The sequence below is a fragment of the Streptomyces sp. NPDC042638 genome, assembly GCF_040647235.1.
Classification (GTDB): domain Bacteria; phylum Actinomycetota; class Actinomycetes; order Streptomycetales; family Streptomycetaceae; genus Streptomyces; species Streptomyces rameus.
Genome location: NZ_JBEZBT010000036.1, coordinates 42,041 through 68,687, shown reverse-complemented (window position 1 = coordinate 68,687; position 26,647 = coordinate 42,041). Strand labels below are relative to the sequence as shown.

Genomic DNA, 26,647 nt, shown 5'->3' with positions numbered 1-26,647 from the left:
ATTGTCCCGCGCCCGCGCAAGGGGACGTACGGCCGAGGGAGCGGACCTATGCCTGCACCAGCGGCTCCCGGGTGAACAGCGCCCCCAGGACGGGCGCGTTCACCCGCCGGTCGGCGAGCCTCAGCCCCTCCCACACCGTGACCTGGTTGGCGGTGAGCACCGGCTTGGCCAGCGCCTTCTCCAGCAGCCCGAGGTGCGCGGCCGTGTGCAGCGCCGTGTCCGGCAGCAGCACGGCCTCGGCGTCGGAGGCGTCCGCGGCCCGTGCCAGCGCCAGCACGTCCTGCTGCTCCCAGGTGCCGACCTCCGCCGCCGTGGCGATCCCCGAGGACCGGGTGCCGGTGACCTCCAGGCCGCCGGCCCGCAGGAAGTCCGCGAACAGCCCGGCGACGTCCTGCGGGTAGGTGGCGCCGACGGCGACCCGCCGTACGCCCAGCTCCCGGGCCGCGTGCACGAAGGCGAAGGACGTCGAGGAGGCCGGCATCCCGGCCAGCCGGGCCAGGGTCCGCACCTGCTCCTGGGCGCCCTCCCAGCCGTGCACGAAGCCGCCGCTGGTGCACGCCCACACCACCGTCTCCGCCCCGGCCAGCCGCAGCCCCTCCACACCCGCGGCGAGCCGCTCGGCGGAACCCATCTCACGCAGCGCGTCCACCCGGTGCGCGTCCTCGCCGATGTCGGTGTGGATCAGGTCCAGTCGGATGTCACTGCCCAGGAGCTGCTCGATGCGTGGATAGTCGTCCTCGGCGGAGTGGCCCGGGTAGAGGAATCCGAGTGCGGTCATGTCCAGCCTTCCTGCTGTTCTTCGGGCAGTACGGGCCACACCCGCGCGGCATCGTCCAGCAGCGCCTGATAGGGGCCCACGGCTCGGGTACCCAGCCGGCGCAGCGCCGCCCACATCGTGACCTGGTTGGCCGAGATCACCGGCATCCGCAGCTCGGCCTCCAGCTGCGGGATGACGTCGTAGGTGGGGAGGTTGGTGCAGGACAGGAAGAGGGCGTCGGCCGTGCCCGGGCGGGCCGCCCCGCGCGCCATGGCGACGACGTCCCGGTACGGCACCCGCCAGATGTGCCGGGTCAGCCCCATGCAGGCGCAGCCGGTGACCCGGACGCCGGCCTCGGCCACGTACTCCTCCAGGGCCCGGGTGAGCGACGCGGTGTACGGCGTGACCAGCGCGACCCGCCGGGCGCCCAGCTCGGCCAGTGCCTCCAGCAGCGCCCCCGAGGTGGTCAGCGCGGGCAGGTCACCTGCCCTGGCCAGCGCGGCGCACATCGCGCGCTCGCCGGCGACACCGTCGACGAAGCTGCCGGAGGTGCAGGCGTAGGCGACGACCTCGGGGGAGACGGCGGTCAGTGCCCGGACCGCCTCGCCGAGGGTCTCGTGCTCGCTGACCAGCCGGGCCAGGTCCAGGCTCACCTCGACGGGCACGAACGGGGTGCGGGTCAGATGCAGCGAGACCTCGTCGGGCACCCACCGCCACAGCTCGCGGTCCAGGGCGAAGTCGAAGGGGGCCACCACGCCGACACCGCGCTGGGGGCGGGGGCCGCCGAGGAAGGAGACGTCCATGGCTGGCACCGGCCTCACGCTGGGAGACGAGTGGGCAACGGATCGTGGGTACGCCCGTGTTGACGAAGGTAGGTTCGGGTGCGAGCGTGGTCAATCCGCGCATGTCAGACGCCGGGAGCCGCCCCGCATGACGCCGACACCCCCCACCCTTCTGGTCCTCGACGCCGAACCGCCGCCCCGGCTCGGCCGACTCACCGGCCGTGCCCGGATCGTACGCACGGACGAGGCACACCTGGCCGAGCGGCTGCCCGGCGCCGACGTGCTGCTGGTGTGGGACTTCACCTCGCACGCGGTGCGCCGGGCGTGGCCCGGCGACGGACCCCGGCCGCGCTGGGTGCACACGGCGAGCGCGGGCGTGGACCATCTGATGTGCCCCGAACTCGCCGCCTCGGACACGGTGGTCACCAACGCGCGCGGGATCTTCGAGCAGCCGATCGCCGAGTACGTCGCGGCCCTCGTGCTGGCGGTCGCCAAGGACCTGCCGCGCACCCTGGAGTACCAGCGGGAGCGGACCTGGCGGCACCGGGAGACCCGGCGGGTGGCGGGCACGCGCGCGTGCGTGGTGGGTTCGGGCCCGATCGGCCGGGCGATCGTCCGGGTGCTGAAGGCCCTGGGCGTGACGACGGCGCTGGTCGGGCGGGTGCCGCGGACCGGCGTGTACGGCCCGGCCGACCTGGACCGGCTGGTCTGCCGCGCGGACTGGGTGATCGCGGCGGCACCGCTGACCGAGCAGACGTACCGCATGTTCGACGACCACCGGTTCGGCGTGATGCAGCCCTCGGCGTTCTTCGTGAACGTCGGCCGGGGCGGGCTGGTCGACGAGGAGGCCCTCGCGCGGGCGCTGACCCGGCGCTGGATCGCGGGCGCCGCCCTGGACGTGTTCGCCGCCGAACCCCTGCCGGCGGACAGCCCGTTGTGGGAGCTGCCCGGGCTGGTCGTGTCCCCGCACATGAGCGGGGACACGGTCGGCTGGCGGGACGAACTGGGCGAGCAGTTCGTGGAGTTGTACGAGCGGTGGGCGGTGGGCAGACCTCTGCCGAACGTGGTCGACAAGACGCGTGGTTACGTGCCCGGTCACTGAGCCCCTGGAGGGTGCATGCAGCTCACCGACCTGACCGCAGGCCGGCTCCTCGACGGTTACCGCAAGGGCGAGTTCAGCCCGGTGGAGGCGACCGTACAGGCGCTGGAGCGGGCACGGGCGTCCCGGCCGGAGGTGAACGCGTTCGTGCGTCTCACCGAGGAGGACGCGCTCGCCCGGGCCCGGGAGTCGGAGGCGCGCTGGCGGCGCGGTGAGCCGGCCGGGCTGGTCGACGGGGTGCCGGTGACGGTCAAGGACGTCCTGCTGCTGCGCGGCCATCCCACCCTGCGCGGCTCCCGGACCGTCTCCGAGCAGGGCCGTTGGGAAGAGGACGCGCCCCCGGTGGCCCGGCTGCGCGAGCACGGGGCGGTGTTCCTCGGCAAGACGACCACGCCCGAGTACGGCTGGAAGGGCGTCACCGACTCCCCGCTGACCGGGATCACCCGCAACCCGTACGACCTCACCCGCACCGCGGGCGGTTCCAGCGGCGGCAGCGCGGCGGCCGTCGCCCTCGGCGCGGGCCCGCTGTCGCTGGGCACGGACGGCGGCGGCAGCGTCCGCATCCCGGCCGCGTTCTGCGGGATCTTCGGGCTGAAGCCGACGTACGGCAGGGTGCCGCTGTATCCGGCGAGCGCGTTCGGCACGCTGTCGCACACGGGACCGATGACCCGGGACGCGGCCGACGCGGCGCTGCTGCTCGACGTGATCGGCACGCCCGACCCGCGCGACTGGTCGGCACTGCCGGCCGCGCCGGGTTCCTTCACCCAGGCGCTGCGGGAGGGTGTGCGGGGGCTGCGGGTGGCGTACTCGCCGTCGCTGGGCGGCCAGGTCGCGGTGCGGCCGGCGATCGCCGCGGCGGTACGGCGTGCGGTGGCCCTGCTCGCGGACCTCGGGGCGTACGTCGAGGAGACCGATCCCGACTTCAGCGATCCGGTGGACGCGTTCCACACCCTGTGGTTCAGCGGCGCGGCCCGGCTGACGCAGAGCTTCTCACCGCACCGCCGGGCGCTGCTGGATCCCGGGCTGCGGGAGATCTGCGCGCGGGGCGCCCGGGTGAGCGCGCTGGAGTATCTGGCCGCGGTGGACGTCCGGATGCACCTCGGGCGGCGGATGGGACGCTTCCACGAGCGGTACGACCTGCTGGTGACGCCGACGCTGCCGGTGACGGCGTTCGAGGCGGGCCGGGAAGTGCCGGCGGGTTCCGCTCACCGGCGCTGGACGGGGTGGACGCCGTTCACGTACCCCTTCAACCTGACCCAGCAGCCGGCGGCGACCGTCCCCGTGGGGGCGGACGCGGAGGGACTGCCGGTGGGCATGCAGATCGTCGCCGCCCGGCACCGGGACGACCTGGTGCTGCGGGCGGCGCACGCTCTGTACGAGGCCGGCCTGGCCCTGTCCGGGACGGTCAGGCCCGCCGGAAGCTGAGCCGCTCCCCCGCCGCCCCCGTCCGCCACAGGTCGTTGCACGCCCCGGCCATCCGGTCGAGGCCGTCGACGACCTGGCCCCAGACGATGCCGGGCACCCAGCCGACGTCGCCGTTGAGGAGCAGGTTGTTGCGCTCGTAGAACAGGGCCAGGTCGACCACCGTGGCATCGGGGCGGACCTCGCGGTCGTAGCCGTAGGCCCGGGTGCCCAGTTCGGTGCCGGTGAAGGAGAAGTAACAGAGGTCGCCGGGAATCGGAGTGACCGTCGGGTTCTCCAGTGGGGGTTCCGTGGAGGCGAACGGCGGGAAGAGGGCGTAGATCTCGTTGCGCGCGTACTTGGCGTGGTAGACGTCACCCGACAGCGGCAGTGCCTCCCACACTGCCGCGCAGGTCAGGGGCGCGCGGTCGTCCAGCAGTCGTACCGTGCAGTGCACGTCCCGCAGTTCGAGCGAGACGGTGACGAAGCGATCGGCCATGGGAACCAGGGTGCATAGCCCGGATGCGCTTGGGTAGCCGCGCCGCCATGGCTCCACCACTTGGGAACGACCTACACACACTCCGGACGGAACACAGACACACCCGGCGCTCGGTGCTCGCGGGTCTCGCGGCGTTCGGGGCGCTGGGCGCGGCGGGCTGTACGCGGGTGGCGTCGGCGTCCGGCAGGAACGGCGGCGACCTGCTGGAGCGGCTGCGCGCGCAGGGTGTCGTACGGCTGGGGATCGCCGGTGAGATTCCCTTCGGGTACATCGACAGGGACGGGAATCTGACCGGGGAGGCGCCCGAGCTGGCGAAGGTGATCTTCAAGCGGCTCGGGGTGGACCGGGTGCAGCCGGTGCCGGCCGAGTTCGGCTCGCTGATCCCGGGCCTGAACGCCCAGCAGTTCGACGTGGTGGCCGCGGGGATGTACGTCACTCCGGACCGCTGCGCGCAGGTGATCTTCGCGGATCCCGACTACCGGATGCCCGACGCCTTCATCGTCCGCAAGGGCAACCCGCTGGGGCTGCGCACCTACGCGGACGCGCTGCGCCGGCACGCCAAGGCGGCCACCGGCACCGGGTACGCGCAGATCCAGCACGCCGTGGAGGCAGGCTTCAAGGAGAGCGACCTCGTCATCGTCCCCGACCAGGTCGCCGGGCTGAACGCGGTGGAGTCGGGGCGGGTCGACCTGTTCGCGGCCACGGCCGTCACCGCCCGGCTCGTCGCGCGGGGTTCGGCCAAGGCCGAGTCGACCGAGCCCTTCGTGGCGCTCGTCGACGGCAGACCGAAGGCGGACGGCGGCGCGTTCGCGTTCCGGCCGACGGAGACCCGGCTCAGGGACGCCTTCAACGCCGAACTGCACAAGCTGCGCCGGAGCGGGGAGCTGTACCGCGTCATGCGGCCCTTCGGCTTCACCAGGGCCGAGATGACGACCCTGACCGCGAAGGAGTTGTGCGGCTCATGACCCGGGGCCTTTGGGCACATGTCCTCCAGGGCATAGGCACCACCCTCCAGTTGCTGGTGTACGGCGCGCTGCTCGCCGTCGCGGTCTCCTTCGTCGTCGGTGCCGCGCGCACCCACCGCTCACGGCTGGTCCGCTTCGTCGCGGCCTTCTACACCGAGGTGTTCCGCGGCGTCTCGGCGCTGGTGATGATCTTCTGGGTGTTCTTCGTGCTGCCGGTCGCCTTCGGCTGGCAGCTGGTGCCGATGTGGGCCGGCACGCTGGCGCTGGGCCTCACCTACGGCGCCTACGGCTCGGAGATCGTGCGCGGCGCCCTGAAGGCGGTGGACCCCGCGCAGCGGGAGGGCGGCATCGCGCTCGGCTTCTCCCCCTTCCAGCGCCTGCGGCTGATCCTGCTGCCGCAGGCGGTGCCGGAGATGATCCCGTCCTTCTCCAACCTGCTGGTGGAGCTGCTCAAGGGCACCGCGCTGGTGTCCATCACGGGCATGGGCGACCTGGCGTTCAGCGGCAACCTGGTGCGCCTCGCCCTCCAGAAGAGCGGTGAGATCTACTCGTACCTGCTGCTGATCTATTTCGTGATCGCGTTCGCCCTGACCCGCGGGATGCGGGGCCTGGAGCGCCGGCTGAAGGCGGAGGTGGCCCGATGACCTGGAACTGGGGAGCGGTCGCCGACTTCATGCCCTACTTCTGGAAGGGCCTGGTCGTCACCCTGGAGGCGCTGGCCCTGGGGTCGCTGATCGCGTTCGCGCTGGGGCTGGTGTGGACCCTGCTGATGCGCACGCCGACCCGGTGGGTGCGCTGGCCGGTGGGGGTCTGCACGGAGTTCGTGCGGGACACCCCGCTGCTGGTGCAGCTGTTCTTCCTGTTCTACGTGCTGCCCGAGGCGGGTGTGACCCTGTCCCCGCTGGCCACCGGTGTCCTCGGGCTCGGGCTGCACTACTCGACGTACACGATGCAGGTCTACCGGGCCGGTATCGAGGCGGTGCCGGCGGGTCAGTGGGAGGCCGCGACGGCGCTGAGCCTTCCGGTGCGGCGCACCTGGACGGCGGTGATCCTGCCGCAGGCGCTGCGCCGGGTGGTCCCGCCGCTCGGCAACTACGTCATCTCGATGCTGAAGGACACGCCGATGCTGATGACGATCGGCGTGCTGGAGATGCTGGGCCGGGCGCGGCTCGTCTCCCAGCAGCACTTCCAGTTCACCGAGCCCCTGACGGTGATCGGGGTCGCCTTCGTCGTCGTCTCGTACCTGGCCTCCCTTCTTCTGCGCACCCTGGAGCGACGTCTTGTCCGTTGAGACCAGCAAGCAGCCGGCCGCGGCCGGCACCACCCCGCCGGCCGAGCTGATCCGCATCGAGGGAGTGACCAAGCGGTTCGGGGACAACACCGTCCTCGACGGCCTCGACCTGTCCGTGGACGCCGGGCGGCACGTCACCCTGATCGGCCCCTCCGGCTCCGGCAAGACCACGATCCTGCGGCTGCTGATGACCCTCGCCAAGCCGGACGCGGGCACGATCACCGTGGACGGGCAGCGGCTGTTCCCGGCGTCGGAGAAGGAGGTCAGGGAGGTCCGCAAGAAGATCGGGATGGTGTTCCAGCAGTTCAACCTGTTCCCGAACATGTCGGTGCTGCGGAACCTCACCGAGGCCCCGGTGCGCGTGCTGGGCCTGTCGAAGGACGAGGCCGAGGAGCGGGCCCGGGAGCTGCTGGATTTGGTGGGCCTGTCCGACAAGTGCGACGTACGGCCGACCCGGCTGTCCGGCGGGCAGCAGCAGCGGGTGGCGATCGCCCGGGCGCTGGCGATGCGCCCGCAGGTGCTGCTGCTGGACGAGGTGACCTCCGCGCTCGACCCGGAGCTGGTCGCGGGCGTGCTCGACCTGCTCCGGGACATCGCGCGCAGCACCGACATCACCATGCTCTGCGTGACCCACGAGATGGGTTTCGCCCGGGACATCTCCGACCAGGTACTGATGTTCGACGCGGGCCGGGTCATCGAGACGGGTTCGCCGGAGAAGATCTTCGGCGACCCGGAGCAGGAGCGGACCCGGGAGTTCATCAGCGCGGTGCTGTGACCACCCGGGGTGCCGGGGGAAGTGCCGAGGTCCGGTCGCCGGTTCATGTCTATGGCATATGCCAGCGGATCTCCGCCGCAGTTGGGAGGCGAGCGGAAGGCGAGTGCGCGGTGCATAATCCTGCCGACTCCCTCTCTTCGGCCGCCCTCCGGCGGCTATCGTGGAGACGATCCGCCTACCCGGATCGCGGCCGAGGGGGACCTGTATGAGGATCGAGCCGACCGCCCCGTACCACTCCGCCCAGGACGCGCTGCGCGTGCTGGAGACCGTGGCCCGGCACTCCGCCGGCGTCACGGACACCGAGCTGGCCCGCCGCACCGGCCTCGGCCCCGAGCGCCTGACCGCCCTGCTGCGGATGCTGCGCCGTGAGGGCTACGTCGAGGAGATCACCGACGGGGCGTACGTCACCGGGGACACCCTGCGCCGGCTCACCTCGGCGCACGACCGGGAGCGTGCCCTGCGCGACAAGCTCCAGCACGCCCTGGACCGGCTGCGCGACTCGGTCGGCGCGGCCGTCTACCTGAGCCGCTACGTCGACGGCGAGGTCCGGGTGACCCAGTACGCCGCCGGTCCGGCCACCCCGGCGGTCAACGAGTGGGTGGACTTCCGGTACTGCGCCCACGCCACGGCCGTCGGCAAGAGCCTGCTGACCCAGCTGGACCACAACGCCCGCCGCGACCACCTCTCCCGGCACAAGATGGCCCGTCTCACCTCGCGCACCATCACCAGCGACAGGCTGCTGCTGTCCCGCCTGGAGTCCCAGCCGCCGACGGTGCCGGTGCTCGACCTCCAGGAGTACGCGGTGGGCACGGTCTGCGCGGCCGTACCGATCACCGCGGGCTCGTCGGTCGGCTGCCTGGCCCTGTCCCTTCCGGTGCGGGACGCGCACCGGCTGAAGCAGGCCGCGGACAGGCTGAACCGCAGCGCGGCGCCGGTCCTGCTGTCGCTGGCGCTCTAGGGCCTTTGGACGGTGGTCACGAGCACCCCCGGGGACCAGGTAGTATTTTCTTCGTCGCCAGCCGCGGGAGGGAAAAACCGCGGTCGGCGAGAGTCATGCGCCGCTAGCTCAGTTGGTTAGAGCAGCTGACTCTTAATCAGCGGGTCCGGGGTTCGAGTCCCTGGCGGCGCACGTGATCGAAGGGCCCCTCGCGGAAGTGAGGGGCCCTTCGGCGTCCTCGCGGGTCAGCCTCCGGTACGCCCCCTCCCCCGGCGGCCGCCACCACACCGGGTCCGCGCACGCGTACCCTTCCCGCCGCAGCCGCGCGCGCTCGATCTTGTTCGTCGCCGTCACCGGCATCCGCTCCACCACCCGCACGAACCGGGGCGCCATCTTCGTCCCGAGATCCGGCTGGGCCCGCAGGAACGCCGCGAACTCCGCCGGGTCGAAGGTCCCGGCGACGGCGGCCATCACCTGGTCCCCGGTGACCGGGTCCGGCACGCCGTAGACGGCGACGGCGTCCGCGCCCGGATACCGGGCGACGATGTTCTCGATCATCGCGGCGGCCAGGTTCTCCCCGTCGACGCGGATCCGGTCGTCGCCACGGCCCGCGAAGTAGAGGTAGCCGCCGGTGTCCCGGTAGAAGAGGTCGCCGGTCCAGTACGCCCCCTCCCGGCGCCGCTCCGCCTCGGCGGCCGGGTTGCGCCAGTAGCCCTCGAAGGGGTTCGGGGCGCGGTTGACCAGCTCGCCGATCGCCCGCTCCCCGTTCAGCAGCCGCCCGGCGCCGTCGAAGAGGGCCCGCGGGCACTCCCGTCCGGTGGCCGGATCCAGCACCACCAGGCCGGGGCCGGCCGGACCCACCGCGCCCGGCGGTGTCCCGGGCGCCCACTGGATCGCCGCCCCGCCCTCGGAGGAGCCGTACCCCTCCACCAGCCGCACCCCGAACCGCCGTTCGAAGGCCGCCGCGTCCACCGCGCCGGCCTCCGTCCCGAAGCCGAGCCGCAGCGGGTGGTCCCGGTCGTCCGGCTTCGGTTCGGTGGCCAGGAGGTACTGGACGGCCCGGCCGACGTAGGTGAAGTAGGTCGCGCGGTAGCGGCGTACGTCGGGCAGGAAGCCGGAGGCCGAGAAGCGCCGGCGCAGTGCCACCCCGGCGCCGGCGGCCAGCGCGGGCGCCCAGTCCGCGATCACCGCGTTGCCGTGGAACATCGGCATGCAGACGTAGTGCACGTCGTCCGCGCCCACCCCGAACTGCCGGACCAGCGCCTGGCCGGCCGCCGCCAGCCGCCCCTGGGAGCAGAGCGCGGCCTTCGGGGCACCGGTGGAGCCGGAGGTGAAGTACAGCAGCAGCCGGTCGGCCGGGCTCGCCCGGGACGGGTCGGGCACGGCACCGGAGTAGGGCGCGAGGAGGGCGGCGTACTCGTCGGTGTCCGTGACGAGCAGCCGCGGACCGGTCAGGCCGAGCCCGGCCAGCAGCGGCAGGCGGGCCCGCTCGGTGACCAGGACCGGGCACTCGGTGTGCCGGATGTCCCGGGCCAGCTCGGCGCCCCGGCGGGTGGGGTTGATCCCGGCGACGGCGGCCCCGGCGAGGGCCGCGGCGCCGAGCCAGAGCGGGAACTCCTCGGTGTTGTCGAGCAGCACCCCGACGTGCGGGACGGCACCGGGCGGGAGCAGGTCGGCCAGCAGCGCGGCCCGGGCGGCGGCGCCCGCGGCCACCTCGTGGTGTGTCAGCGTCCGGTCCTCGCACCACAGCCCGGGCCGGTGGTCGTCCCAGCGCGCCGCGACCAGCGCGGCGACCGTGCGCGGCATGGACTCCATGGCCGAGCAGGATAACTGACGGAGCGTCAGACAGGGAGGGTCACGGCATCAGGCCGTCCGACACCGTGAAGGCTTCGTGGGCGAGGACGATGATGCCGGCGCAGATGGCACCGGCCACGCCGAGGAAGACCAGCCCGCAGCCGGCCTCGCCGACGAGCCTGCCGGGCGCCGGCGGCCGGGCGGTGGCCCCCTGGGGGTTGTCCGGGAGGTAGCGCACGGTCGTGAAGTCGCCCTCCAGCACGGTCGCCGGGCCGTTCGCCTCCTCGAAGCGGACGGTGCGGCCGTCGTGGGCGCGGAACTCGTAGACGTGGTGCAGGGTCGTGTGCACGGACGTGTCCCCGCCGCCCCCGCTGGTCGTCGTGTACATCCGCAGGCAGCGTGCCTCGGCGGTCAGGCCGTGCGACCAGGTCCTGCCGATCCGGCGGGCACGGCGGATCAGCCGGTACGCGGCGTAGGCGAGGCCCGCGAGCATGAGCCCGGGCACGGCGTAGAAGAGCAGCTCCAACATGAGGTCCCCCGAGGTCCGCACGCCCGCCCCGCTCGGCCGGCGTGCGAGGAACGTACCCGGCCTGCGGGGTGACCGGCCTCAAGAGAAGCTCAGTATCAGTACCGGGACAGTTCGACCCACTCGTGCACGAGGAAGATCGCGCAGCCGGCGATCACGGCCAGCCAGACGACGGCCGCCGCCATGTCCTTGCCGGGCCGCGGTTCGGCGGCGGTGGCCCGGTCCGGCTCGTGCGGGGCGTAGTGGACGCGGACCGCGTCGCCCACGGCGCGCTCGCGCGGGCCGCCGGCCTCCTTGAAGCGGACGGCGCCGCCGTCCGGGGTGGTGAAGTCGTACTCGTGCCACTGCACGCGCCGGGCCGCGTTGTTGACCACCTGGGTGGTGGCCCAGGCCCGCACCACGCGGGCCTGCGCGGTCACCCCGCTCTCCCATGCCGAACGCCGCTGCCGCGTCCGGCGGACGATGGCGACGGCCGCCCAGAGCAAGCCGGCGAGCATGCCCAGCATGGATATGTGGAACAAGGCGTCCACAGCGCTGTACCCCCGTACGTCGGTTGCGGGACCCGCACGTGCGCCGGCCACCGGAAGACCGGCACCGGCGCACGCGGGACCCTACCCGACAGGGGTCAGAAGGTGACGTCCGAGCAGGCGTAGAACGCGTTGCCGGTGTCGGCGATCGTCCACACCGCGAGGATGACGTGGTGCCCGCTCAGGCCGGACGGCAGCGTGCCGCTGTGGCTGAGCGTGGCCGGCGGGCGCTGGCCGTTGTACGGCACCGTCAGGAACGGGGTGAGGTTGAGGTCCGAGCGGGAGAGGTTGTGGTTCTGGTTCCAGCCCGGCTTGGTGACGTAGTACTTGAAGTCCGTCGTGGCGTGCATGGCGGTGAACTGCCATCGGAACGTGTAGGACTGGCCACCTGTCACCTTCGTGGTGGGCCAGGCCGCGCCGGACGGCGTCGTCGGCGCGCTGAGCTGGGCGAACTGGCTCAGGCCGCCGTTGCAGAGCTGGCCGTCGGCGGGTCCGGCGGCCGGGAAGCCCTTGGGGCCCTCGACGCTCTGCGGCTCCCACTGGATCTGGCCGCAGTTCGTCACGGTGCCGTTCTGGCAGAGCTTCTGCCTGCTGATGGGGAGGTCGGTGTAGCCGTGGCCGCTGGCGCCGCCGGTGGACAGCGCGAACGCTCCGGCGGTCACCGCGCCGAGTACGACCGCGGACACTTTGGTCTTGGTGCGCATGCTGCCGCTCCTGGAGAACGTGGGGAGTTCGGTGAGCCGTGCAGGTAGGTCTAGACCAAGTCTCAGATTATTGCCGCTTGTTGAACATGTCCATACCAATCCCGGAGCGGACTAGACCGGTTCCCCGCGTCCCGAGCAGAACGCCACCGTCAGGTCCCGGACCAGCACCTTGCGCTCGTAGTCGTCCAGTTCGACCAGACCGCGCACGGTCAGCCGGGTGACCGTGTCCTCCACCGAGTCCACCACCGAGCTGAGCATGGTGGCCCGCTGCCGGGCGTCCAGCGCGGCGATCCGGCGCCGGTGCATCGCCCCGGCCACCTCGGGGGCGTACTCCACCCGGACCGGCTGCACCGAGAACACCTGCAGCCCGACCGGCGCGGTCTCCGTCGCCACCAGCCGGGTCAGCGCGTCCCCGGCCGCCGTCGCCCCGCCCCGCGTCCCGCCCGCCGGCTCCACCGGCACCCGGGCCAGCGCCGCCTCCACGCACTCGCGCAGATACGTCTCGTGGTCCTCGACGCCGAGCAGGGCCCGCGCGGTGTCCCGCACCCGCCACACCACCAGCACCACCACCCGCAGCGCCATCCCGTCGGGATCCGCCGCCGGCATCGCCTCGCTGCGCCAGTGCCGCAGCCGCACGTCCGCCCGGCGGCGCAGCACCAGCGGATTCACCCACAGCAGCCCGGTGCGCCGGACCGTCCCGCGGTAGCGCCCGAACAGGCCCAGCACCCAGGCCCGTCCGGCCCGCCCCCGGGCCAGCCCGCCGAAGCCGAACACGCCGAGCAGCCCGGCCCCGGCGTACGCGGCCCACTGCGCGGGACCGAGGCCGTCGCCCGCGGACGCCGGCAGACCCAGCGCCCGGGCGGCGAACGGCGGGAGCAGCCCCGCCCACCAGGTGGTGGCCAGGCAGCCGGTGAGCCCGCAGGCACCGGCGAGCAGTCCGGCCGCCCCGGGCAGCACCCGCGCCGGCCGTTCCGCCAGCTCCGGGTCGACCTCCGGCAGCGGCCTTCTGCGCACCGGCGCCGGGCGGCGCTGCCGGGGCTGCTCGCCGGTGCCCTGCCGGCGGGCCACCACGGCCGGCCTGAGCGGCACCCCGACCGGGTCGGGATCGTCCCGGAACAGCAGGTGGACGGGGATCTCGGTGGTCGCCTCGTTCTGGATCAGACGGATCGGCCGGGTACCGGGACCCGTGCCGGCACCGTCCGACTGCCCCTCGGATTCGGGCGGTGTGTGGGATGTCGTCGTACTCATGCGTGCTCCAGCCTCCGCGCCAGACGCGTCATGAACAGGGGTGGGATGTACGGGGACGGGGGGGGACGGACCCGGGGGTCCGGCCCCGGACGGGGTTCAGGCGAACAGGCGGCGCCAGGTCTCCGGGCCGGGGTAGCCGTCCGCCGCGCCGCCCCGCCAGCCCTGGGTGCGCTGGAACGCCTCGACGGCCCGCCGGTCGGCGTCGCCCCAGACCGGCCCCGGGCCGCCCGGGTAGAACCGGCCGAACCCCTTCTTCACCAGCTGGGTGCCGAGCCGGGTGACGTAGTCGTTGGTGGCGCCCGGCCGGAAGTACTGCCGGCCGGGGTAGCCGGGCACCCCGTGCGAGGCGGGACGGGCCGGGCCGATGCTCCTGCCCTGGCCCGTGACCAGCAGTTCCCAGGTGCGCCGCCCCGGCAGCCCGTCGGCGTCGGCGCCCGTCCAGCCCTGCGCCCGCTGGAACGCCTGGGTGGCGCGCCGGTCCGCCTCGCCCCAGACCGGCCCGGGGCCGTCGGTGTAGTACGCGCCCGCGCCCCGGGCGGTCAGCAGCTCGCCGAGCCGGGTCACGTACGCGTTGTCGGCACCGGGCCCGAAGTAGGCCGCGCCCGGGTAGGGCTCCGCCGCCTTCGCGCCCGCCGCGCCCTGGGGCAGGCCCTTGTAGCGGTAGGGGACGTACTTGCTGGTGTTGCTCCAGTAGGGATAGGGGGTGCTCTGGCTGCGGGCGTGCGGGGGTGTCTGCTCGTAGACCGTGTAGTAGGTGTGCGTGTGGTCCGTCCAGCCGCCGAAGATCACGACGTGGGAACCCTTCTCGGGGTTGTCGGGGTTGTGGTACAGCAGGATGTCGCCGGGCTGCAGCTCCTCCTTGGTGATCTTCGTCCCGAACTGGTCGAGGCTGCCCGTCCATTCGTTGTTCGGCAGGCCCCAGGCCATCGAGACATAGCCCGAGCAGTCCTGGCGGTAGCCGTCGGACCAGAACGAGGTCATGCTGTACGGCACCTTGGCGGCCACCCAGACCTTGGCCCGCTTGATGATGTCGGTCCGGTTGGTGGCGGGGATCGGCACGGCCGGGGCCCCCACCGGCCCTCCGACGGGGCCGTGCAGCGGGGCCTTCTTGCCCTGCGGCGTCTCGGGCTCGCCGTCGCCGGGCACGGCCTGGCGGTGCGGAAGGCGGCCGGGGGTGACGGCGGCGGCCGGGGCGACCGCGCCGAGGACGGCGGAGGCGGCGGCGGCCACGATCACCACTCCGCGGGCCGCACCTCGGCGGCCGGAGAGCGGGCGAGGGGCCGGCCGCCGGCCGTGGACACAACCGGGACAGCCGCAGTCGTTCGCGGGATCGACTTCCTCGAACACCGGAACGACCATGCGATCTGCCTCACATTCAGGGGTGATTCGTCCGCGTGTGTGCACGTTGATCAGTTTCCCAACCGCGTTGGGAACGCGCATTTTGACGGTCCGAACGATGTACGCGGCCCCCGGGCGACGGACAGGACACCTGACGGTGGTCAGGAGCACCCGCGGAGGTCGGGTAGAGTTTTCTCCGTCAGCAGGCGCCGCTAGCTCAGTTGGTTAGAGCAGCTGACTCTTAATCAGCGGGTCCGGGGTTCGAGTCCCTGGCGGCGCACCGACCGGAAAGCCCCTCGCGGAAGCGGGGGGCTTTTCGTCTGCCCTCTCCCCGAATGGCCGGATACCCTCTGGCCATGGCAGCCCGGGACCTTCAGGAGCGGATCAAGAAGCTGATCGTGGACCAGCGGCTGCCCTCGGGCGCCCCGCTGCCCACCGAACCCGAGCTGATGCGGCTGCTGGGAGCGAGCCGGAACTCGGTGCGGGAGGCCCTGAAGGCGCTCCAGGCGATGGGGATCGTGGAGATCCGGCACGGGTTCGGGACGTACGTCGGCTCGATGTCGTTCGCGCCGATGATCGAGGGCCTGGCCTTCCGGACCGTCGCCGGCCACTACCGCGGCGAGGACTCGCTGCTCCAGCTGCTGGAGCTGCGCGAGGCCGTGGAGACCGGACTGGTGTCGCGGCTGGCCGGGCGGCTGCCGGAGGCGGATCTCCTGGCGCTGGAGGCGCTCGTCCAGCGCATGGAGCGGGAGGCCGCGGAGGGGGCCGGGCTCGCCGAGACCGACCGCGCCTTCCACGCCACCCTCTACCGGGGGCTGGACAACGTGCTGCTCGGCGAGGTGCTGGAGGCGTTCTGGGACGCCTTCCACCGGGTCCGGCAGGACCTGGTGGAAGCGCCGCAGGATCCGCGGATCACCTGCCGCCAGCACCGGGAGATCCTGGACGCCGTACGCTCCGGCGACTCGCTGCGGGCCGAGCGGGCCATAAGGGAGCACTTCGGCAACGTCCGCGGCCGCCTGTCCCGGGTGGCCGCGTCCCACCGCTGACCCCTCGCGTCCCCGCCGCCGACCCGCCGCGCGGACGCTCAGCCGGTCGTCTTCGTGAGGTACGAGGAGACGACCACGTTCGCCGTGTAGCTGCGGGTGGCCCGGTCGAAGGTGCCGCCGCAGGTGATCAGATGCAGCTCGGCCCGGCCGGGCTCACGGGGACCGTACGCCTGCCCGGCGTCGAAGCCCTCGCGGGGCAGGACGCGGACGTCGTCGACGGTGAACTCGGCGACCTTCCCGTCCGCGCGGAACACCCGGACCGTCTGGCCCGGCTTGAGGGTGCTGAGCTGGTAGAAGACGGCGGGCCGGGTCTCGGTGTCGACATGGCCCACCAGCAGCGCCGCCCCGGGCGCACCGGGCTTGGGGCCGGCGCCGTACCAGCCGACCACGCCCGGCTGGTCGTAGGGCGGCGGGTCGACCGCGCCCTGGGCGTCCAGACCGCGGGCCACCACCGGTGCCTGCACGCCCAGGGCGGGGATGTCGACGCGCTGGGGCACCGCGTCCCCGAGGGGGCGCTGCGCGCGCGGCAGCCCGGCGAGCCCGCCGACGGCGAAGACGTCGCCCGTGGCGGGGGCCGGGCTCCGCTCGCCGTCGGTCACCCCGCGCCCCCACAGCCACAGCCCGAGCAGCAGCAGGGCCCAGGCCAGACCGGTGACGATCCGCCCGGTGCCGGTTGTGCGCCCCTGCTCCTCGTCGGACATCGGCGGTCAGCCGGTACCGCGGCTCCGGCGGGCGCGCAGCCCGACGGCGACCGCGGCGATCCCGGCCAGCGCCAGCCCGGTCACCGCCTGACCGGTGTCGGGGCCCGAGCCGCTGGTGGCCACCGTGGCGAAGTGCGCCGTACCGCCGCCGCCCGCGGGGACCGGGGCGACCGGCGAGGCGGAGGAGGTGAGCGGCCCGATGGGCTCCCCGGGCCGCGCGCCGTCCGGGCCGCCGACCGTGAGACTGCCGGTGATCATGCGGTCCGAGCAGCTGACCTTCACGGTGTAGGCGCCCGGCTGCAGGTCGCTGCGGACCCGCGTCTCGCCGCTGAGCACGCCCTGGGCGCGGTTCAGGATGCCCTCGGCGCCGGTCAGCCGGGCGTCGGACACGAAGGCGGACGAGGTGGCGGTGCCCTGCTCCCCGGTGCAGCCGCCGACCCGCAGGGCGACGTCGGTGCCCGGCGCCGGGGAGGCGGGGGTCACGGTGACCGAGCCGCCGTCCGCCGCGTGGGCCGCGGGAGCGACCGCGGTGACCGCGGCGGCGGCGAGGGTTGCCGTACAGAGAGTGAGGCGTAGTGAGCCCATCGTGAACCTCCAGTTACCAGGAGGCTCCCCCGCGCCGGTCGCCCCCGCATCCTCGGGAGGCACCTCACTGCTCCGAACGGGTGACAGCGGGTTTCGGCCGGGCGGGTCCCCGGCTCAGAGCACCAGGTCGACCAGGTCCGCGATGGAGTCGACGACCTGCGAGGGCCGGAACGGGTAGCGGTCGACCTCCTTCGGCCGGGTGACGCCGCTGAGCACCAGGAACGTGCGCATCCCGGCCTCCAGGCCCGCGAGCACGTCGGTGTCCATGCGGTCGCCGATCATCGCGGAGGTCTCGGAGTGGGCGCCGATCGCGTTCAGGCCGGCCCGCATCATCAGCGGGTTGGGCTTGCCGACGAAGTACGGCTTCTTGCCGGTGGCGGCGGTGATCAGGGCGGCAACCGAGCCGGTGGCGGGCAGGTCGCCCTCGGTGGAGGGGCCGACGTTGTCGGGGTTGGTGGCGATGAACCGGGCGCCGTTGTTGATCAGCCGCACGGCCTTGGTCAGGGCCTCGAAGGAGTAGGTGCGGGTCTCGCCGAGGATCACGAAGTCGGGCTCGTGGTCGGTGAGGATGTACCCGATGTCGTGCAGCGCGGTGGTCAGGCCGGCCTCGCCGATGACATAGGCGCTGCCGCCGGGCCGCTGGTCGTTCAGGAACTGGGCGGTGGCCAGGGCCGAGGTCCAGATGTTGTCCACCGGCACGTCCAGGCCCATGCGCCGCAGCCGGGCGTGCAGGTCACGGGCGGTGTAGATGGAGTTGTTGGTGAGCACCAGGAAGGGCCGGCCGGACTCGCGCAGCTTCTTCAGGAAGGCTTCGGCGCCCGGGATCGGCACACCCTCGTGGATCAGGACGCCGTCCATGTCGGTGAGCCATGACTCGATGGGCTTGCGGTCTGCCATGTCGTTGCGTCTCCTGGCGTAAGTACGGGCGAGCAGCGGGGGCGCCGGAACCACGGCGTACCGACGCCCCCCAGCCTAGTCAGGACCGGCTGATGCCGACTCCGTCGATCACCCAGAACCAGTTGTTGCCGCCGGTGTACCGGAACCGGACCCGGGCGCTGGGGCGGTCAGCTGCCGGTGGCGGACTTCCAGTCCTCGACGTAGGAGCTGAGGTTCTTGTCGATGTCGTTCCAGTCGGGCTCGAAGAAGTCCACGCCGTCCATCACCTTGGTGAGGGCGACGGCGTTGGCGTCGGTGACCCGCACGTCCGCGCGTGCGGCGAAGCCGCCGCCGATGGAACTGACCTCCTTCTGCGCCTGCCGGCCGAGCATGAAGTCGAGCAGCTTCCTGCCGTTCTCGCTGTGCGGGGCCTTGGTGACCAGGCCGGCCGCGTAGGGCAGGGCGAAGGTGGTGGGCTTGCCGTCCTTGCCGGCCGGGAACCAGATGCCGAGGTCGGGCATGGTCTTGGTCTGGGCGAAGTTCATCTGCACATCGCCGTTGGCGACGAGGAGTTCGCCCTTGTCGACCTTGGGGGCGAGCTTGCCGGTGGAGGCGGACGGGCCGACGTTGTTGGCCTGGAGCTTCTTCAGGTAGGCGAGGGCCTGTTCCTTGCCGCCGAAGTCGTGCATGGCCTTGATGAGCACGGCGGTGCCGTCGCCGGCCACGCCCGGGGTGGAGTACTGGAGCTTGTTCCTGTACCTGGCGTCGAGCAGCTCGTCCCAGGTCCTGGGGGCCTGCTTCAGTTCCTTCTTGTTGTAGACGAAGCCGAAGTAGTTGTCGACGACGGAGGTCCAGGTGCCGTCGGGGGCCTTGTCGGCTCCGCTGACCTGTACGGAGTCCTTCGGCTCGTACTTCTCCAGCAGGCCCTTGCTGTCGGCCTGCTGGATGAAGGGCGGGAGGGTGACCAGCACGTCGGCCTGCGGGTTGCTCTTCTCGCGGACGGCGCGCTGCACCATCTCGCCGGAGCCGCCCTCGACGTACTCGACCTTGATGCCGGTCTGCTTCTCGAAGTCCTTGAAGACCTTGTCGTACCAGCCGTCGCCGTTCTCGCCCTTGAGGCCGTCGGCGCTGTAGACGGTGACGACCCTGGCGTCGGAGGCGGCGGAGGTACCGCCGCAGGCGGACAGCACGGGGGTGGCGAGGAGAGCGAGGGCTACGGCGAGCGCGACGCGGGTTCTGGGCATGGCGAGGCCAACTCCTGGAGGTGTCAGGCGCGGGTGGTGAGGGGCGGGTCAGCGGTACGACGCCCGGGTGCGGACCCGGGAGACGGCGAACAGGACGAGCAGGGTCGCGGCCATGAGGACCACGGCGACGGCGGAGCCGGTGAACAGGGCGCCCCGGTCGGTGGCCGCGTAGACGAGGACGGGCAGGGGGGTCCAGTCGGGCGGGTAGAGCATCATCGTGGCGCTCAGCTCGCCCATGGACAGGGCGAAGCAGAGACCGGCGGCGGCGGTGAGGGAGGGCAGCAGCAGGGGCAGCCGTACCCGCAGGAGGACGTAGGAGGGCCGCGCGCCGAGGGAGGCGGCGGCCTGTTCGTAGGCGGGGTCCAGGCGGGTGAGGGCCGCGGACACCGACTGGTGGGCGAAGGCCGTGACCAGCACGGTGTGGGCGACGATCACGATCCACCGGGTGCCGTTGAGCAGCAGCGGCGGCTGCGAGAACGCCACCAGCACCGACAGGCCGACCACCACCGACGGCACGGCGACCGGCAGGACGAACAGGGCGTCCAGCAGCCGCCGGTACGGCTTGCGCAGGGCCGCCCCGGCCAGCGCGGCCCAGGTGCCGACGGTCAGCGCGAGCAGGCTGGCGCCGACGGCCGTGACCAGGCTCGTGGTGAGGGCCTGGAGCGCCTCGCCCCGCGTGGCCGTGCGGAAGTTGGCTGCGGTCGGGCCCGAGGGCAGGACCCCGGACCAGTGGGTGGCGAAGGAGGCGCCGAGGACGACCAGGAGGGGCAGCGCGAACAGCGGCAGGAACAGGACGAGGAACACCGCCCACACGGCCCACCTGGCCTTGCGGCTATGCACCAGCACGACGGCTCACCACCCGGTACAGGCCGTACAGGCCGACGGAGATCAGGACGTTGACGACGGCGACCGCGCAGGCGCCCGGGTAGTCGGACTCCAGGATCGCCTTGCCGTAGACGAGCATCGGCAGGGTGGTGACCCCCTTCGCGCCGGTGAACAGCACGATCCCGAACTCGTTGAGGCACAGCACCAGCACGAGGCTGCCGCCGGCCGCGAGCGCGGGCAGCGCCTCGGGCAGGATCACCTGCCGCACGATGCGCGGTGCCCGCGCCCCCAGCGAACCGGCCGCCTCCAGCTGGGCGGTGTCGAGCTGCCCGAAGGCGGCGAGCAGCGGGCGCATCACGAACGGCGTGAAGTAGGTGACCTCCGCCAGCAGCACGCCCCAGGGTGTGGTGAGGAACTGGAAGGACCCGGCGATGCCGGTGGTGCCGTAGACGAACAGCAGCGCCAGCGTGATGAGGAAGGACGGGAAGGACAGGTACACGTCGATGAACCGCGCCACCGCCTTCGCACCGGGGAACGGCACGAACGCGATGACCAGGGCCAGCAGGAACCCCAGGACCAGACAGCCGGCGGTGGAGGCCGGCGCCAGCCAGACGGTGGTCCACAGCGCGTGCCGGAACCCCTCGGAGGCGAAGGCGTCGGCGTACGGCTGGAACGAGGTCCCCCCGGTGTCCGGCTGGAGGGACTGCCGGACGACGAGGGCCAGGGGGTAGAGGAAGAACAGGCCGAGGGCGGCGACCGGCGGCAGGGCCCACAGCAGCGCCGCGAGGGCACGCGGGGCCGGGTCCGCGGTGCGGCTGCCGCCGCGGGTGCGGCCGGGCACGGCCCGCGCCTTGCCCACCGCCTCAGCCATGGCTCACCCCCGCGGGCAGCAGCACCGCGTCCTCGGCGGCGAAGTGCAGGGACACGGTGGCCCCGTGCGCCGGGGGGTCCTTCAGCTCGCGTACGTCCGCCATGACCGGGTGCCCGCCGACCTCGACGTACAGCCGGTGCGTGGCCCCCCGCCACTGGATCTCGGTGACGGTGCCGGTGAGCCGGTTGGGTCCCTCCCCGAGGCCGACGAGGTGCGGCCGTACACACAGGGTGGCCCGCGCCCCCGCGGCCGCCTCCCCCGTGTCGACCTTCAGCTCGGTCGCCGCGAAGCCGACGCCCCCGGAGCCGACGGTCACCGGCAGCAGGTTGGCGTTGCCGACGAAGGACGCCGTGAACTCGTTGGCCGGGGCCCGGTATAGCTCCCTCGGTGTGCCGCACGCCTGGAGCCGCGCCCTGTCCATGACCGCGATCCGGTCCGCCAGGGTCAGCGCCTCCACCTGGTCGTGGGTGACGTACAGCATCGACAGGTCCGGCAGTTCCCGGTGCAGCCGGGCGAGTTCGGCGAGCATTCCGGAGCGCAGCTGCGCGTCCAGGGCGGACAGCGGCTCGTCCAGCAGCAGCACGTCCGGCCGGATGGCCAGCGCCCGGGCGATGGCGACCCGCTGCTGCTGCCCGCCGGACAGCTCCCGCGGATGCCGGCGGGCGTAGCCGGCCATGCCGGTCATCTCCAGCGCCTCGGCGACCCGTTGCCGTACCTCGCTCTTGGGCGCCTTGCGGGCCCGGAGTCCGAAGGCCACGTTCTCGTCGACCCGCATGTGCGGGAAGAGCGCGTAACTCTGCACGACCATCCCGATGCCCCGCCGGTACGGCGGCAGGTCCGTCACGTCCCGGCCGCCGAGGAGCACCCGCCCGGCCACGGGCCGTACGAACCCGGCGACCGCCCGCAGCGCGGTGGTCTTGCCGGAGCCCGACGGCCCGAGCAGCGCCATGACCTCGCCGGGCTCGACGGTCAGGTCGAGGGCGTCGAGGACGACGTTGCCGTCGTAGGCGACGGTGACGGAGTCGAAGCGGATGCCCATCTCAGCGGTCTCCCGCGAGCAGCGCCGGCAGGTCGGCGACGGAGTCCAGCACATGGGTGGCACCGGCGGCGGTGAAGCCGGTGTCCGTGTGGGCGCCGGTGCGCACGCCGGCGACCAGGCCCGCTCCCGCGCGTACGCCGCTGAGCACGTCGTACGAGGTGTCACCGGCCACGGCGACCTGCCGGACGTCCTCGGCCGCCTTCGTCCGCAGGAACGCCTCCAGCACCATGTCCGGGTACGGCCGCCCGCGCCCGCCGGCGTCGGCCGGGCACAGGGTGAGCGGCACCAGGTCGCGCCAGCCGAGGGCGTCCAGGATGGCGTCCTGGGTGACACGGGCGAAGCCGGTGGTCAGCACGACGGTACGGCCGCCGGCGGCGAGTTCCTCGATGGCCTCGCGGGCCCCGCGGACCGGGGCGATCAGACCGGCGTCGACGAGTCCGCCGTACGCCTTCTCGAAGGCGCTGTTGGCGCGCCGGGCGCGGTCCTCGTCGCCGAACAGGTGCCGGAAGACGGAGATCTTGGACTCGCCCATGGTGGCGCGGACGTAGGCGAGGTGCTCGGCGTGCTCGGCGGAGCCGGGCTCCACGCCCAGCTCGGTGGCCGCCGCCTCGAAGGCACGCTCGACCAGGCCGCCGTCGGCGACGGTCGTGCCGGCCATGTCGAGGACGACGAGACGGATGTTCTCCGGGGTGTCGGTCAGGGTGTTCATGGCGCTCACCAGTTCAGTTCGTTCGCGGTGGTCTCGGCTATCGCCGGGGAGCAGGTCATGCCGCGACCGCCGGGCCCGGTGACCAGCCACACCCCCTCGTGCACCTGCTGGCGGTGCACCACCCGGCCGGGTTCGGTGCACTGGGCGTACACGCCCGCCCAGCGGTGCCGGACGCGCGGCAGCGGCCGGCCGAGGAGGGATTCGACGACTCCGGTGAGGTGCTCGTACGGCTCCTCGACGGTGTCGAAGGCGAAGGGGTGCTCGTACTCGTGGGTGTCGCCGATGGTCAGGCCGCCGTCGGCGCGCTGCACCATGAGCAGCTGCATCCTGTGCGCGGCGGCGGTCTCCGGCTGCGGCTGCCGGGCGTTCAGCTCGTCCAGCGCCGGGGAGGCGTAGGCCGGGTAGTAGCGGAAGCTGTCGGCGTCGGCGACCGAGGTGGTCAGCGGCTCGCCGAGCGGGTCGGTCTGCATCATCTGCAACCGCACCCGGCGCACCGGGAGGCCGGGGCCGGCCAGCTCGCGTACGAGTCCGCCGAGCCAGGCGCCGGTCGCCAGGACGACGGCGTCGGCGCGGTGCACGTCCCCGTGGTCGTCCCGGACGGTGCCGGCGCCGGTCACCTCGCGGACCTCCCGGCCCGGCAGGAAGGTGTAGTCCGGCGACTTCAGCAGCTCCTCGCGCAGGGCGAGCTGGGCGGTACGGGGTTCCACGGCCGCGTCCCGCTCGCAGAACAGGGCCGCGTCGAAGTGGCCGCGCAGGGCGGGGTTGAGCGCGCGGGCCTCGCCCGGGGTGAGGAGCTTGTAACCGCGTGCGGCGGCGTCGGCGCGGGCCACGGCGGCCTCGGCGACGGCCAGCTCCAGGGGCCCGCGGACCGGGGTGAGCGAGCCGATCGCCCGGAATCCGAGTGCCGGGACCCGGCCGCCGATCTCCTCCCACAGCTCCCGCGCCCGCAGGGCGGCTTCCAGCTCTTCTCCCCCGGCGCGCCCGCTGACCCAGATCTGTCCGAAGTTGCGCAGCGAGGCGCCGCGCGCCTCGGCCTCACGCTCGATCTGGACGACCTGGTGGCCGCGCTCCACTGCTTGCCAGGCGTGCATGGTGCCCACCACACCGGCTCCGACCACTGTCACTTTCACGACGGCAACGCTCCTCGCGATCCGGGAACCGGAGACATCCGGCTGACAACGAGAGCGTGAACGACCCATCACGTTTGGGCTAGACCCGTTATCTTTCCGTGACATGGGGACGGGGGTGGATGAGAGGACATGTCACCCCTTGAGGTGCGTGGTGAAGGAGAACCGGTCCCCGCGGTAGAGCGACCGCACCCGCTCCAGCGGGCGGCCCGCCGCGTCCCGGGAGACCCGGTGGATCAGCAGCATCGGCAGGGCGGGCGGAGTGCCGATGAGCAGGGCCTCACGGGGCGTGGCCAGCACCGTCTCGAGTCGCTCGTCGGCGTCGCCGAAGGCGATGCCCTGGTCCTTGAGGTAGGAGTAGAAGGAGGAGTCCGGGTCGAAGTCGGCGCCCAGCCGCGGCACCCGCTCCACGGCGACGTACGTGCTCTCCAGGCCCACCCGCTCGTCGTCGGCGAGCAGCACGCGCTCCAGGTGCCAGACGGGTTCTCCCCGGGTCAGCCCGGTCTCGGCGGCGAGCGCGTCCGGGCACGGGAACCGGTCGAGGGTCACGAGGGCACGACCGGGCGTCCGGCCCTGCCGGCGCACACCCTCGGTGTAGCTGGCCAGGGACAGCGGCTGGGCCAGCTTGGGCCCGGCGACGACCGTCCCCCGGCCCTTGCGCCGCAGCCGCCCCTCCAGCACCAGCTCCCGTACGGCCTGCCGCACGGTCTCGCGGGCCACGTCGTAGCGCTCGGCCAGGTCCCGCTCGGTGGGGATGACGCTGTCCTCCCCCAGCTCCTCCAGCAGCGCGGCGATCCGTGCCTTCACCGCGTAGTACTTCGGAATGCGCCCGTGCTCGGGAACGCCGGAGCGGACGGGGGCGCCGGGGGCCTGGTCGTTCGGGTAGTCCACGCAGGGATCGTCGCAGACGGGGTGGGCGGGCGAGGGACTGGATCCGGTTCAGCGGCGGCCACGGGCCAGCAGGAACGCGCCGGCACCCACGGCGAACAGGGCTGCGACGGCGACGAGCAGTCCGAGGGCGAGCCCCGGCCCGGTGCGCGCCAGTTCCCGCGCCTCCCGGGCGAGGGACAGGGAGGAGTCCGGGGCACCGGTGGGGGTGGGCGCGGCGCTGCCGCCGGGGACGGTCGGCACGCCCGCGGCCTCCTGGGTGTCCCCGGTGACCTGGGGGTCCGGGGTGCCGGCCGTGTCCGGGGCGTCCTGCGCGTCGCCGGTGCCCGCTGTGTCGCCCGCCTCCCGAGCCTCCTGCGTGTCCTCCGGGGGGTCCTCGGTGCCCTGGGGGTCCGCGGTGTCGTGGGGGTCCGCGGTGTCGTGGGGGTCGGCTGTGTTCCGGGGGGCCGTGGTGTCCTGGGGGTCCTGGGGCTCCCGGGGGTTCTCCGCCTCCCCGGCGATCCTGAAGCGGTAGGCGTTCGACTCCCCCACCCACTCCCCGTCCGTGCCCCGCCGCTGCACCGCCGCGACGTTGACGGTGACCTGGTCGGGTACGGCGTCGGAGGTGAGCGCGAGCCGTACCCGGACGCTGACGGTCTTGCCGGGCGGCACGGTGAACCCGCCGAACCCGGAGCCGTCCAGCACACCGACCAGTTCCTGCTCCCCGGTGGTCTCGAAGGCCACCGGCCGGGCCCGGGGGCCGTCGTAGAAGTCCAGCCGGGGCTGGTTCGCCCGCAGGGCGCGCTTGTCGTCGACGAGGACCACGACCGGGTGGATTCCGGTGCAGGCGGTGCGGGTGGTGTTGGTGAGGTCGACGTACCAGGTACCGGATCCGCCGCCGGCCTCGTAGGAGCCGGGGCCGCCCCGGATCCGGGTGGCCAGCGGGAAGGCCCGCGCGTCGGCGCCGGCACAGCCGGGCGCGGCGACCGCGTGCGCGGCCCCCGTCGGCAGGAGCGGGAGAGGGGCGGCGGCGACGGTTGCGGCCAGGGCGAGGGACAGGGACGTGCGCAGTCGCATGAACACATGACCATGCCGGAAGCACCCGGGCGGCAGGGGTCGCCACTCCGCGTACGCCCGCGTGGTCCGCCCGATCAGCGCACGTCCGGCGCCGGGTCAGGGACCGTGGACGCGCTGCGCCCGCGAGGCCCCGGAGACGCTCTCCGCCCCGGCGTTCTCGAGTGCCTGCCGATGGGAGGCGTCCGGGTGGCCGCCGTCGGCGATGACGCCCTCCGGCTCCTTCTTCAGCGCCTGGTGATCGTGCTCCGCCTGCTCGGCCGCCGCCAGGGCCCGGCCGCACGCGCTCCGCGCGGTGGCGGGCGCCGCAGGGGCAGCCGGGCGGAGCGCGAGGAGCACGGCGGCACCGGCCGTGAACAGCGTCAACGGCAGCGGCAGGGGCAGGGGCAGGGGCAGCCGGGGACGGATGGACGCCCCGGACGGGCCTCCCGTGTGGGATCGCCGGTCAGGACGAGAGCCTGACCCATCGGCCGCCGTCACCCGTGCTGACGCATTCCTGGTAGGGGTCGGGGTCCCCCTGGCGTTCCCGGCACTTCCACGCGGTTCCGGCCGCGCGGACCCCGACGGATGCGCCCGCGGAACCCTGCCGGACCTTCATGTAGGCGGCCGCCACCTGGAGAGCGGTCGCGCAGGACCCCTTCTCGGCGGCCCACACCGCGAGTCCGGACGCCCGGTCCGTGCCGCAGTACGCGGGTTTCCGGTCCGGTACCCGGTCCGTGCCCCCCGCACCCGCACCGGTGCCGGTGTCCGTGCCCGTGGCCGTGCCCGGGTTCGGGTCGGCGGACGCCGTGGCGGGAACCGCGAGGCAGAGCGCGAGGGCTCCCAGCAGGCCCGCGGCCGTTCTCGTCCTGGTCGAACGCACTTCGTGCCCTCCTTGCCTAGGGGGAGGAAGAAAGGGTGCCCCGAGTACCCCGGACTCCCCCGCACACGCCGGCCTCGTCCCCCGTCCGGGTCCTGACCACACGCCGACCGGCCGAGCGGCACCCAGCCGGCCCAAAGAGACACTCCGGCCCGGTCGAGCCGACCCGCCCCCACCCCCG

General features: G+C 73.2%; 29 protein-coding genes, 2 tRNA genes and 1 pseudogene. 10 read left to right on the top strand and 22 right to left on the bottom strand.

The window, feature by feature from the left end; genetic code table 11:
* Positions 1-46 precede the first annotated feature (46 nt).
* The gene (locus tag AB0B40_RS25855; RefSeq protein ID WP_362265800.1) at positions 47-778 is read right to left on the bottom strand and encodes a decarboxylase; all 732 of its coding nucleotides are present in this window, start codon (positions 776-778) and stop codon (positions 47-49) included.
* Complete coding sequence (locus AB0B40_RS25850; RefSeq protein ID WP_345047714.1) at positions 775-1,560, bottom strand: decarboxylase; 786 nt, start codon at positions 1,558-1,560, stop codon at positions 775-777. The genes AB0B40_RS25855 and AB0B40_RS25850 overlap by 4 nt, the downstream gene beginning before the upstream one ends.
* Before the next feature lie 127 nt (positions 1,561-1,687).
* Here AB0B40_RS25850 and AB0B40_RS25845 point away from each other — a divergent pair, with 127 nt between their 5' ends.
* Positions 1,688-2,641 carry a D-2-hydroxyacid dehydrogenase gene (locus tag AB0B40_RS25845; RefSeq protein WP_345047507.1) on the top strand — a complete coding sequence of 318 codons (954 nt, stop codon included), beginning with the start codon at positions 1,688-1,690 and terminating at the stop codon, positions 2,639-2,641.
* A gap of 15 nt (positions 2,642-2,656) precedes the next feature.
* The gene (locus AB0B40_RS25840; RefSeq protein ID WP_345047505.1) at positions 2,657-4,063 is read left to right on the top strand and encodes an amidase; all 1,407 of its coding nucleotides are present in this window, start codon (positions 2,657-2,659) and stop codon (positions 4,061-4,063) included.
* On the opposite strand, the gene AB0B40_RS25835 is transcribed toward AB0B40_RS25840, so the two are convergent.
* On the bottom strand, positions 4,044-4,538 hold the full coding sequence (locus AB0B40_RS25835) for a DUF3830 family protein (RefSeq protein WP_345047504.1): 495 nt from the start codon (positions 4,536-4,538) through the stop codon (positions 4,044-4,046). The two genes, AB0B40_RS25840 and AB0B40_RS25835, sit on opposite strands and share 20 nt — an antisense overlap.
* A 47-nt stretch (positions 4,539-4,585) precedes the next feature.
* On the opposite strand from AB0B40_RS25835, the gene ehuB reads away from it, so the two are divergent.
* The 6 genes from ehuB to AB0B40_RS25805 all read left to right on the top strand — a co-directional run bounded on the left by ehuB (position 4,586) and on the right by AB0B40_RS25805 (position 8,698).
* Positions 4,586-5,503 (top strand): ectoine/hydroxyectoine ABC transporter substrate-binding protein EhuB, encoded by a 918-nt coding sequence (ehuB, locus tag AB0B40_RS25830; protein WP_362265797.1) that lies wholly within the window; start codon positions 4,586-4,588, stop codon positions 5,501-5,503.
* On the top strand, positions 5,500-6,147 hold the full coding sequence (gene ehuC / locus AB0B40_RS25825) for an ectoine/hydroxyectoine ABC transporter permease subunit EhuC (protein WP_345047501.1): 648 nt from the start codon (positions 5,500-5,502) through the stop codon (positions 6,145-6,147). The genes ehuB and ehuC overlap by 4 nt, the downstream gene beginning before the upstream one ends.
* Positions 6,144-6,794, top strand: a complete 651-nt coding sequence (gene ehuD, locus AB0B40_RS25820; protein ID WP_345047500.1) for an ectoine/hydroxyectoine ABC transporter permease subunit EhuD — start codon at positions 6,144-6,146, stop codon at positions 6,792-6,794. Before ehuC ends, ehuD begins: the two co-directional genes overlap by 4 nt.
* Positions 6,784-7,569: an ectoine/hydroxyectoine ABC transporter ATP-binding protein EhuA gene (gene ehuA, locus AB0B40_RS25815; RefSeq protein WP_362265795.1), complete on the top strand. Its 786-nt coding sequence runs from the start codon at positions 6,784-6,786 to the stop codon at positions 7,567-7,569. Before ehuD ends, ehuA begins: the two co-directional genes overlap by 11 nt.
* A 205-nt stretch (positions 7,570-7,774) precedes the next feature.
* The gene (locus AB0B40_RS25810; RefSeq protein ID WP_345047497.1) at positions 7,775-8,527 is read left to right on the top strand and encodes an IclR family transcriptional regulator C-terminal domain-containing protein; all 753 of its coding nucleotides are present in this window, start codon (positions 7,775-7,777) and stop codon (positions 8,525-8,527) included.
* Between the two features lie 97 nt (positions 8,528-8,624).
* A tRNA-Lys gene (locus AB0B40_RS25805) sits at positions 8,625-8,698 on the top strand.
* Here AB0B40_RS25805 and AB0B40_RS25800 read toward each other — a convergent pair.
* The 6 genes and pseudogenes from AB0B40_RS25800 to AB0B40_RS25775 all read right to left on the bottom strand — a co-directional run bounded on the left by AB0B40_RS25800 (position 8,664) and on the right by AB0B40_RS25775 (position 14,664).
* Positions 8,664-10,321: pseudogene (locus AB0B40_RS25800) on the bottom strand (AMP-binding protein). The gene AB0B40_RS25805 and the pseudogene AB0B40_RS25800 overlap by 35 nt on opposite strands.
* A gap of 40 nt (positions 10,322-10,361) precedes the next feature.
* Positions 10,362-10,826 carry a DUF3592 domain-containing protein gene (locus tag AB0B40_RS25795; RefSeq protein WP_362265821.1) on the bottom strand — a complete coding sequence of 155 codons (465 nt, stop codon included), beginning with the start codon at positions 10,824-10,826 and terminating at the stop codon, positions 10,362-10,364.
* Positions 10,827-10,924: 98 nt separating this feature from the next.
* Positions 10,925-11,356: a DUF3592 domain-containing protein gene (locus AB0B40_RS25790; RefSeq protein ID WP_345047495.1), complete on the bottom strand. Its 432-nt coding sequence runs from the start codon at positions 11,354-11,356 to the stop codon at positions 10,925-10,927.
* A 95-nt stretch (positions 11,357-11,451) separates the two neighbouring features.
* The gene (locus tag AB0B40_RS25785) at positions 11,452-12,057 is read right to left on the bottom strand and encodes a lytic polysaccharide monooxygenase (RefSeq protein ID WP_345047493.1); all 606 of its coding nucleotides are present in this window, start codon (positions 12,055-12,057) and stop codon (positions 11,452-11,454) included.
* 111 nt (positions 12,058-12,168) lie between these two features.
* On the bottom strand, positions 12,169-13,305 hold the full coding sequence (locus tag AB0B40_RS25780) for an SPFH domain-containing protein (protein ID WP_362265792.1): 1,137 nt from the start codon (positions 13,303-13,305) through the stop codon (positions 12,169-12,171).
* Between the two features lie 96 nt (positions 13,306-13,401).
* Positions 13,402-14,664 (bottom strand): peptidoglycan-binding protein, encoded by a 1,263-nt coding sequence (locus AB0B40_RS25775; protein WP_362265790.1) that lies wholly within the window; start codon positions 14,662-14,664, stop codon positions 13,402-13,404.
* A 185-nt stretch (positions 14,665-14,849) separates the two neighbouring features.
* Here AB0B40_RS25775 and AB0B40_RS25770 point away from each other — a divergent pair.
* Together AB0B40_RS25770 and AB0B40_RS25765 are read left to right on the top strand one after the other, a co-directional pair.
* Positions 14,850-14,923 (top strand) — tRNA-Lys (locus AB0B40_RS25770).
* 76 nt (positions 14,924-14,999) lie between these two features.
* Positions 15,000-15,689 carry a FadR/GntR family transcriptional regulator gene (locus AB0B40_RS25765; protein WP_345047488.1) on the top strand — a complete coding sequence of 230 codons (690 nt, stop codon included), beginning with the start codon at positions 15,000-15,002 and terminating at the stop codon, positions 15,687-15,689.
* 38 nt (positions 15,690-15,727) lie between these two features.
* Here AB0B40_RS25765 and AB0B40_RS25760 read toward each other — a convergent pair whose 3' ends face one another.
* From AB0B40_RS25760 to AB0B40_RS25700, 13 genes are all read right to left on the bottom strand, one after another.
* A complete protein-coding gene (locus AB0B40_RS25760; protein WP_362265788.1) occupies positions 15,728-16,390 on the bottom strand; it encodes a class F sortase in 663 nt (220 codons plus the stop codon).
* A 6-nt stretch (positions 16,391-16,396) separates the two neighbouring features.
* Positions 16,397-16,975 carry a hypothetical protein gene (locus AB0B40_RS25755; protein WP_345047486.1) on the bottom strand — a complete coding sequence of 193 codons (579 nt, stop codon included), beginning with the start codon at positions 16,973-16,975 and terminating at the stop codon, positions 16,397-16,399.
* Positions 16,976-17,089: 114 nt separating this feature from the next.
* Entirely contained in the window at positions 17,090-17,872 is a 783-nt protein-coding gene (locus AB0B40_RS25750; protein WP_345047485.1) for an HAD-IIA family hydrolase, read from the bottom strand.
* A 167-nt stretch (positions 17,873-18,039) separates the two neighbouring features.
* Positions 18,040-19,095 (bottom strand): 2-aminoethylphosphonate ABC transporter substrate-binding protein, encoded by a 1,056-nt coding sequence (locus tag AB0B40_RS25745; RefSeq protein WP_362265786.1) that lies wholly within the window; start codon positions 19,093-19,095, stop codon positions 18,040-18,042.
* Between the two features lie 48 nt (positions 19,096-19,143).
* The gene (locus AB0B40_RS25740) at positions 19,144-19,941 is read right to left on the bottom strand and encodes an ABC transporter permease subunit (RefSeq protein ID WP_345047481.1); all 798 of its coding nucleotides are present in this window, start codon (positions 19,939-19,941) and stop codon (positions 19,144-19,146) included.
* Positions 19,928-20,791: a 2-aminoethylphosphonate ABC transporter permease subunit gene (locus AB0B40_RS25735; protein ID WP_345047480.1), complete on the bottom strand. Its 864-nt coding sequence runs from the start codon at positions 20,789-20,791 to the stop codon at positions 19,928-19,930. Before AB0B40_RS25735 ends, AB0B40_RS25740 begins: the two co-directional genes overlap by 14 nt.
* Positions 20,784-21,830, bottom strand: coding sequence for an ABC transporter ATP-binding protein (locus tag AB0B40_RS25730; protein WP_362265784.1), 1,047 nt, complete (start codon positions 21,828-21,830; stop codon positions 20,784-20,786). Before AB0B40_RS25730 ends, AB0B40_RS25735 begins: the two co-directional genes overlap by 8 nt.
* Position 21,831: 1 nt before the next feature.
* Positions 21,832-22,539, bottom strand: a complete 708-nt coding sequence (locus AB0B40_RS25725; protein WP_345047476.1) for a phosphonatase-like hydrolase — start codon at positions 22,537-22,539, stop codon at positions 21,832-21,834.
* Between the two features lie 5 nt (positions 22,540-22,544).
* A complete protein-coding gene (locus AB0B40_RS25720; protein ID WP_345047475.1) occupies positions 22,545-23,669 on the bottom strand; it encodes a TIGR03364 family FAD-dependent oxidoreductase in 1,125 nt (374 codons plus the stop codon).
* A 132-nt stretch (positions 23,670-23,801) separates the two neighbouring features.
* Entirely contained in the window at positions 23,802-24,557 is a 756-nt protein-coding gene (locus tag AB0B40_RS25715; protein ID WP_345047473.1) for a GntR family transcriptional regulator, read from the bottom strand.
* 48 nt (positions 24,558-24,605) lie between these two features.
* Positions 24,606-25,610, bottom strand: coding sequence for a hypothetical protein (locus AB0B40_RS25710; protein ID WP_362265781.1), 1,005 nt, complete (start codon positions 25,608-25,610; stop codon positions 24,606-24,608).
* Positions 25,611-25,706: 96 nt separating this feature from the next.
* Positions 25,707-25,973: a hypothetical protein gene (locus AB0B40_RS25705; protein ID WP_345047469.1), complete on the bottom strand. Its 267-nt coding sequence runs from the start codon at positions 25,971-25,973 to the stop codon at positions 25,707-25,709.
* Positions 25,974-26,052: 79 nt separating this feature from the next.
* The gene (locus AB0B40_RS25700) at positions 26,053-26,469 is read right to left on the bottom strand and encodes a hypothetical protein (protein WP_345047468.1); all 417 of its coding nucleotides are present in this window, start codon (positions 26,467-26,469) and stop codon (positions 26,053-26,055) included.
* Positions 26,470-26,647: the final 178 nt, after the last annotated feature.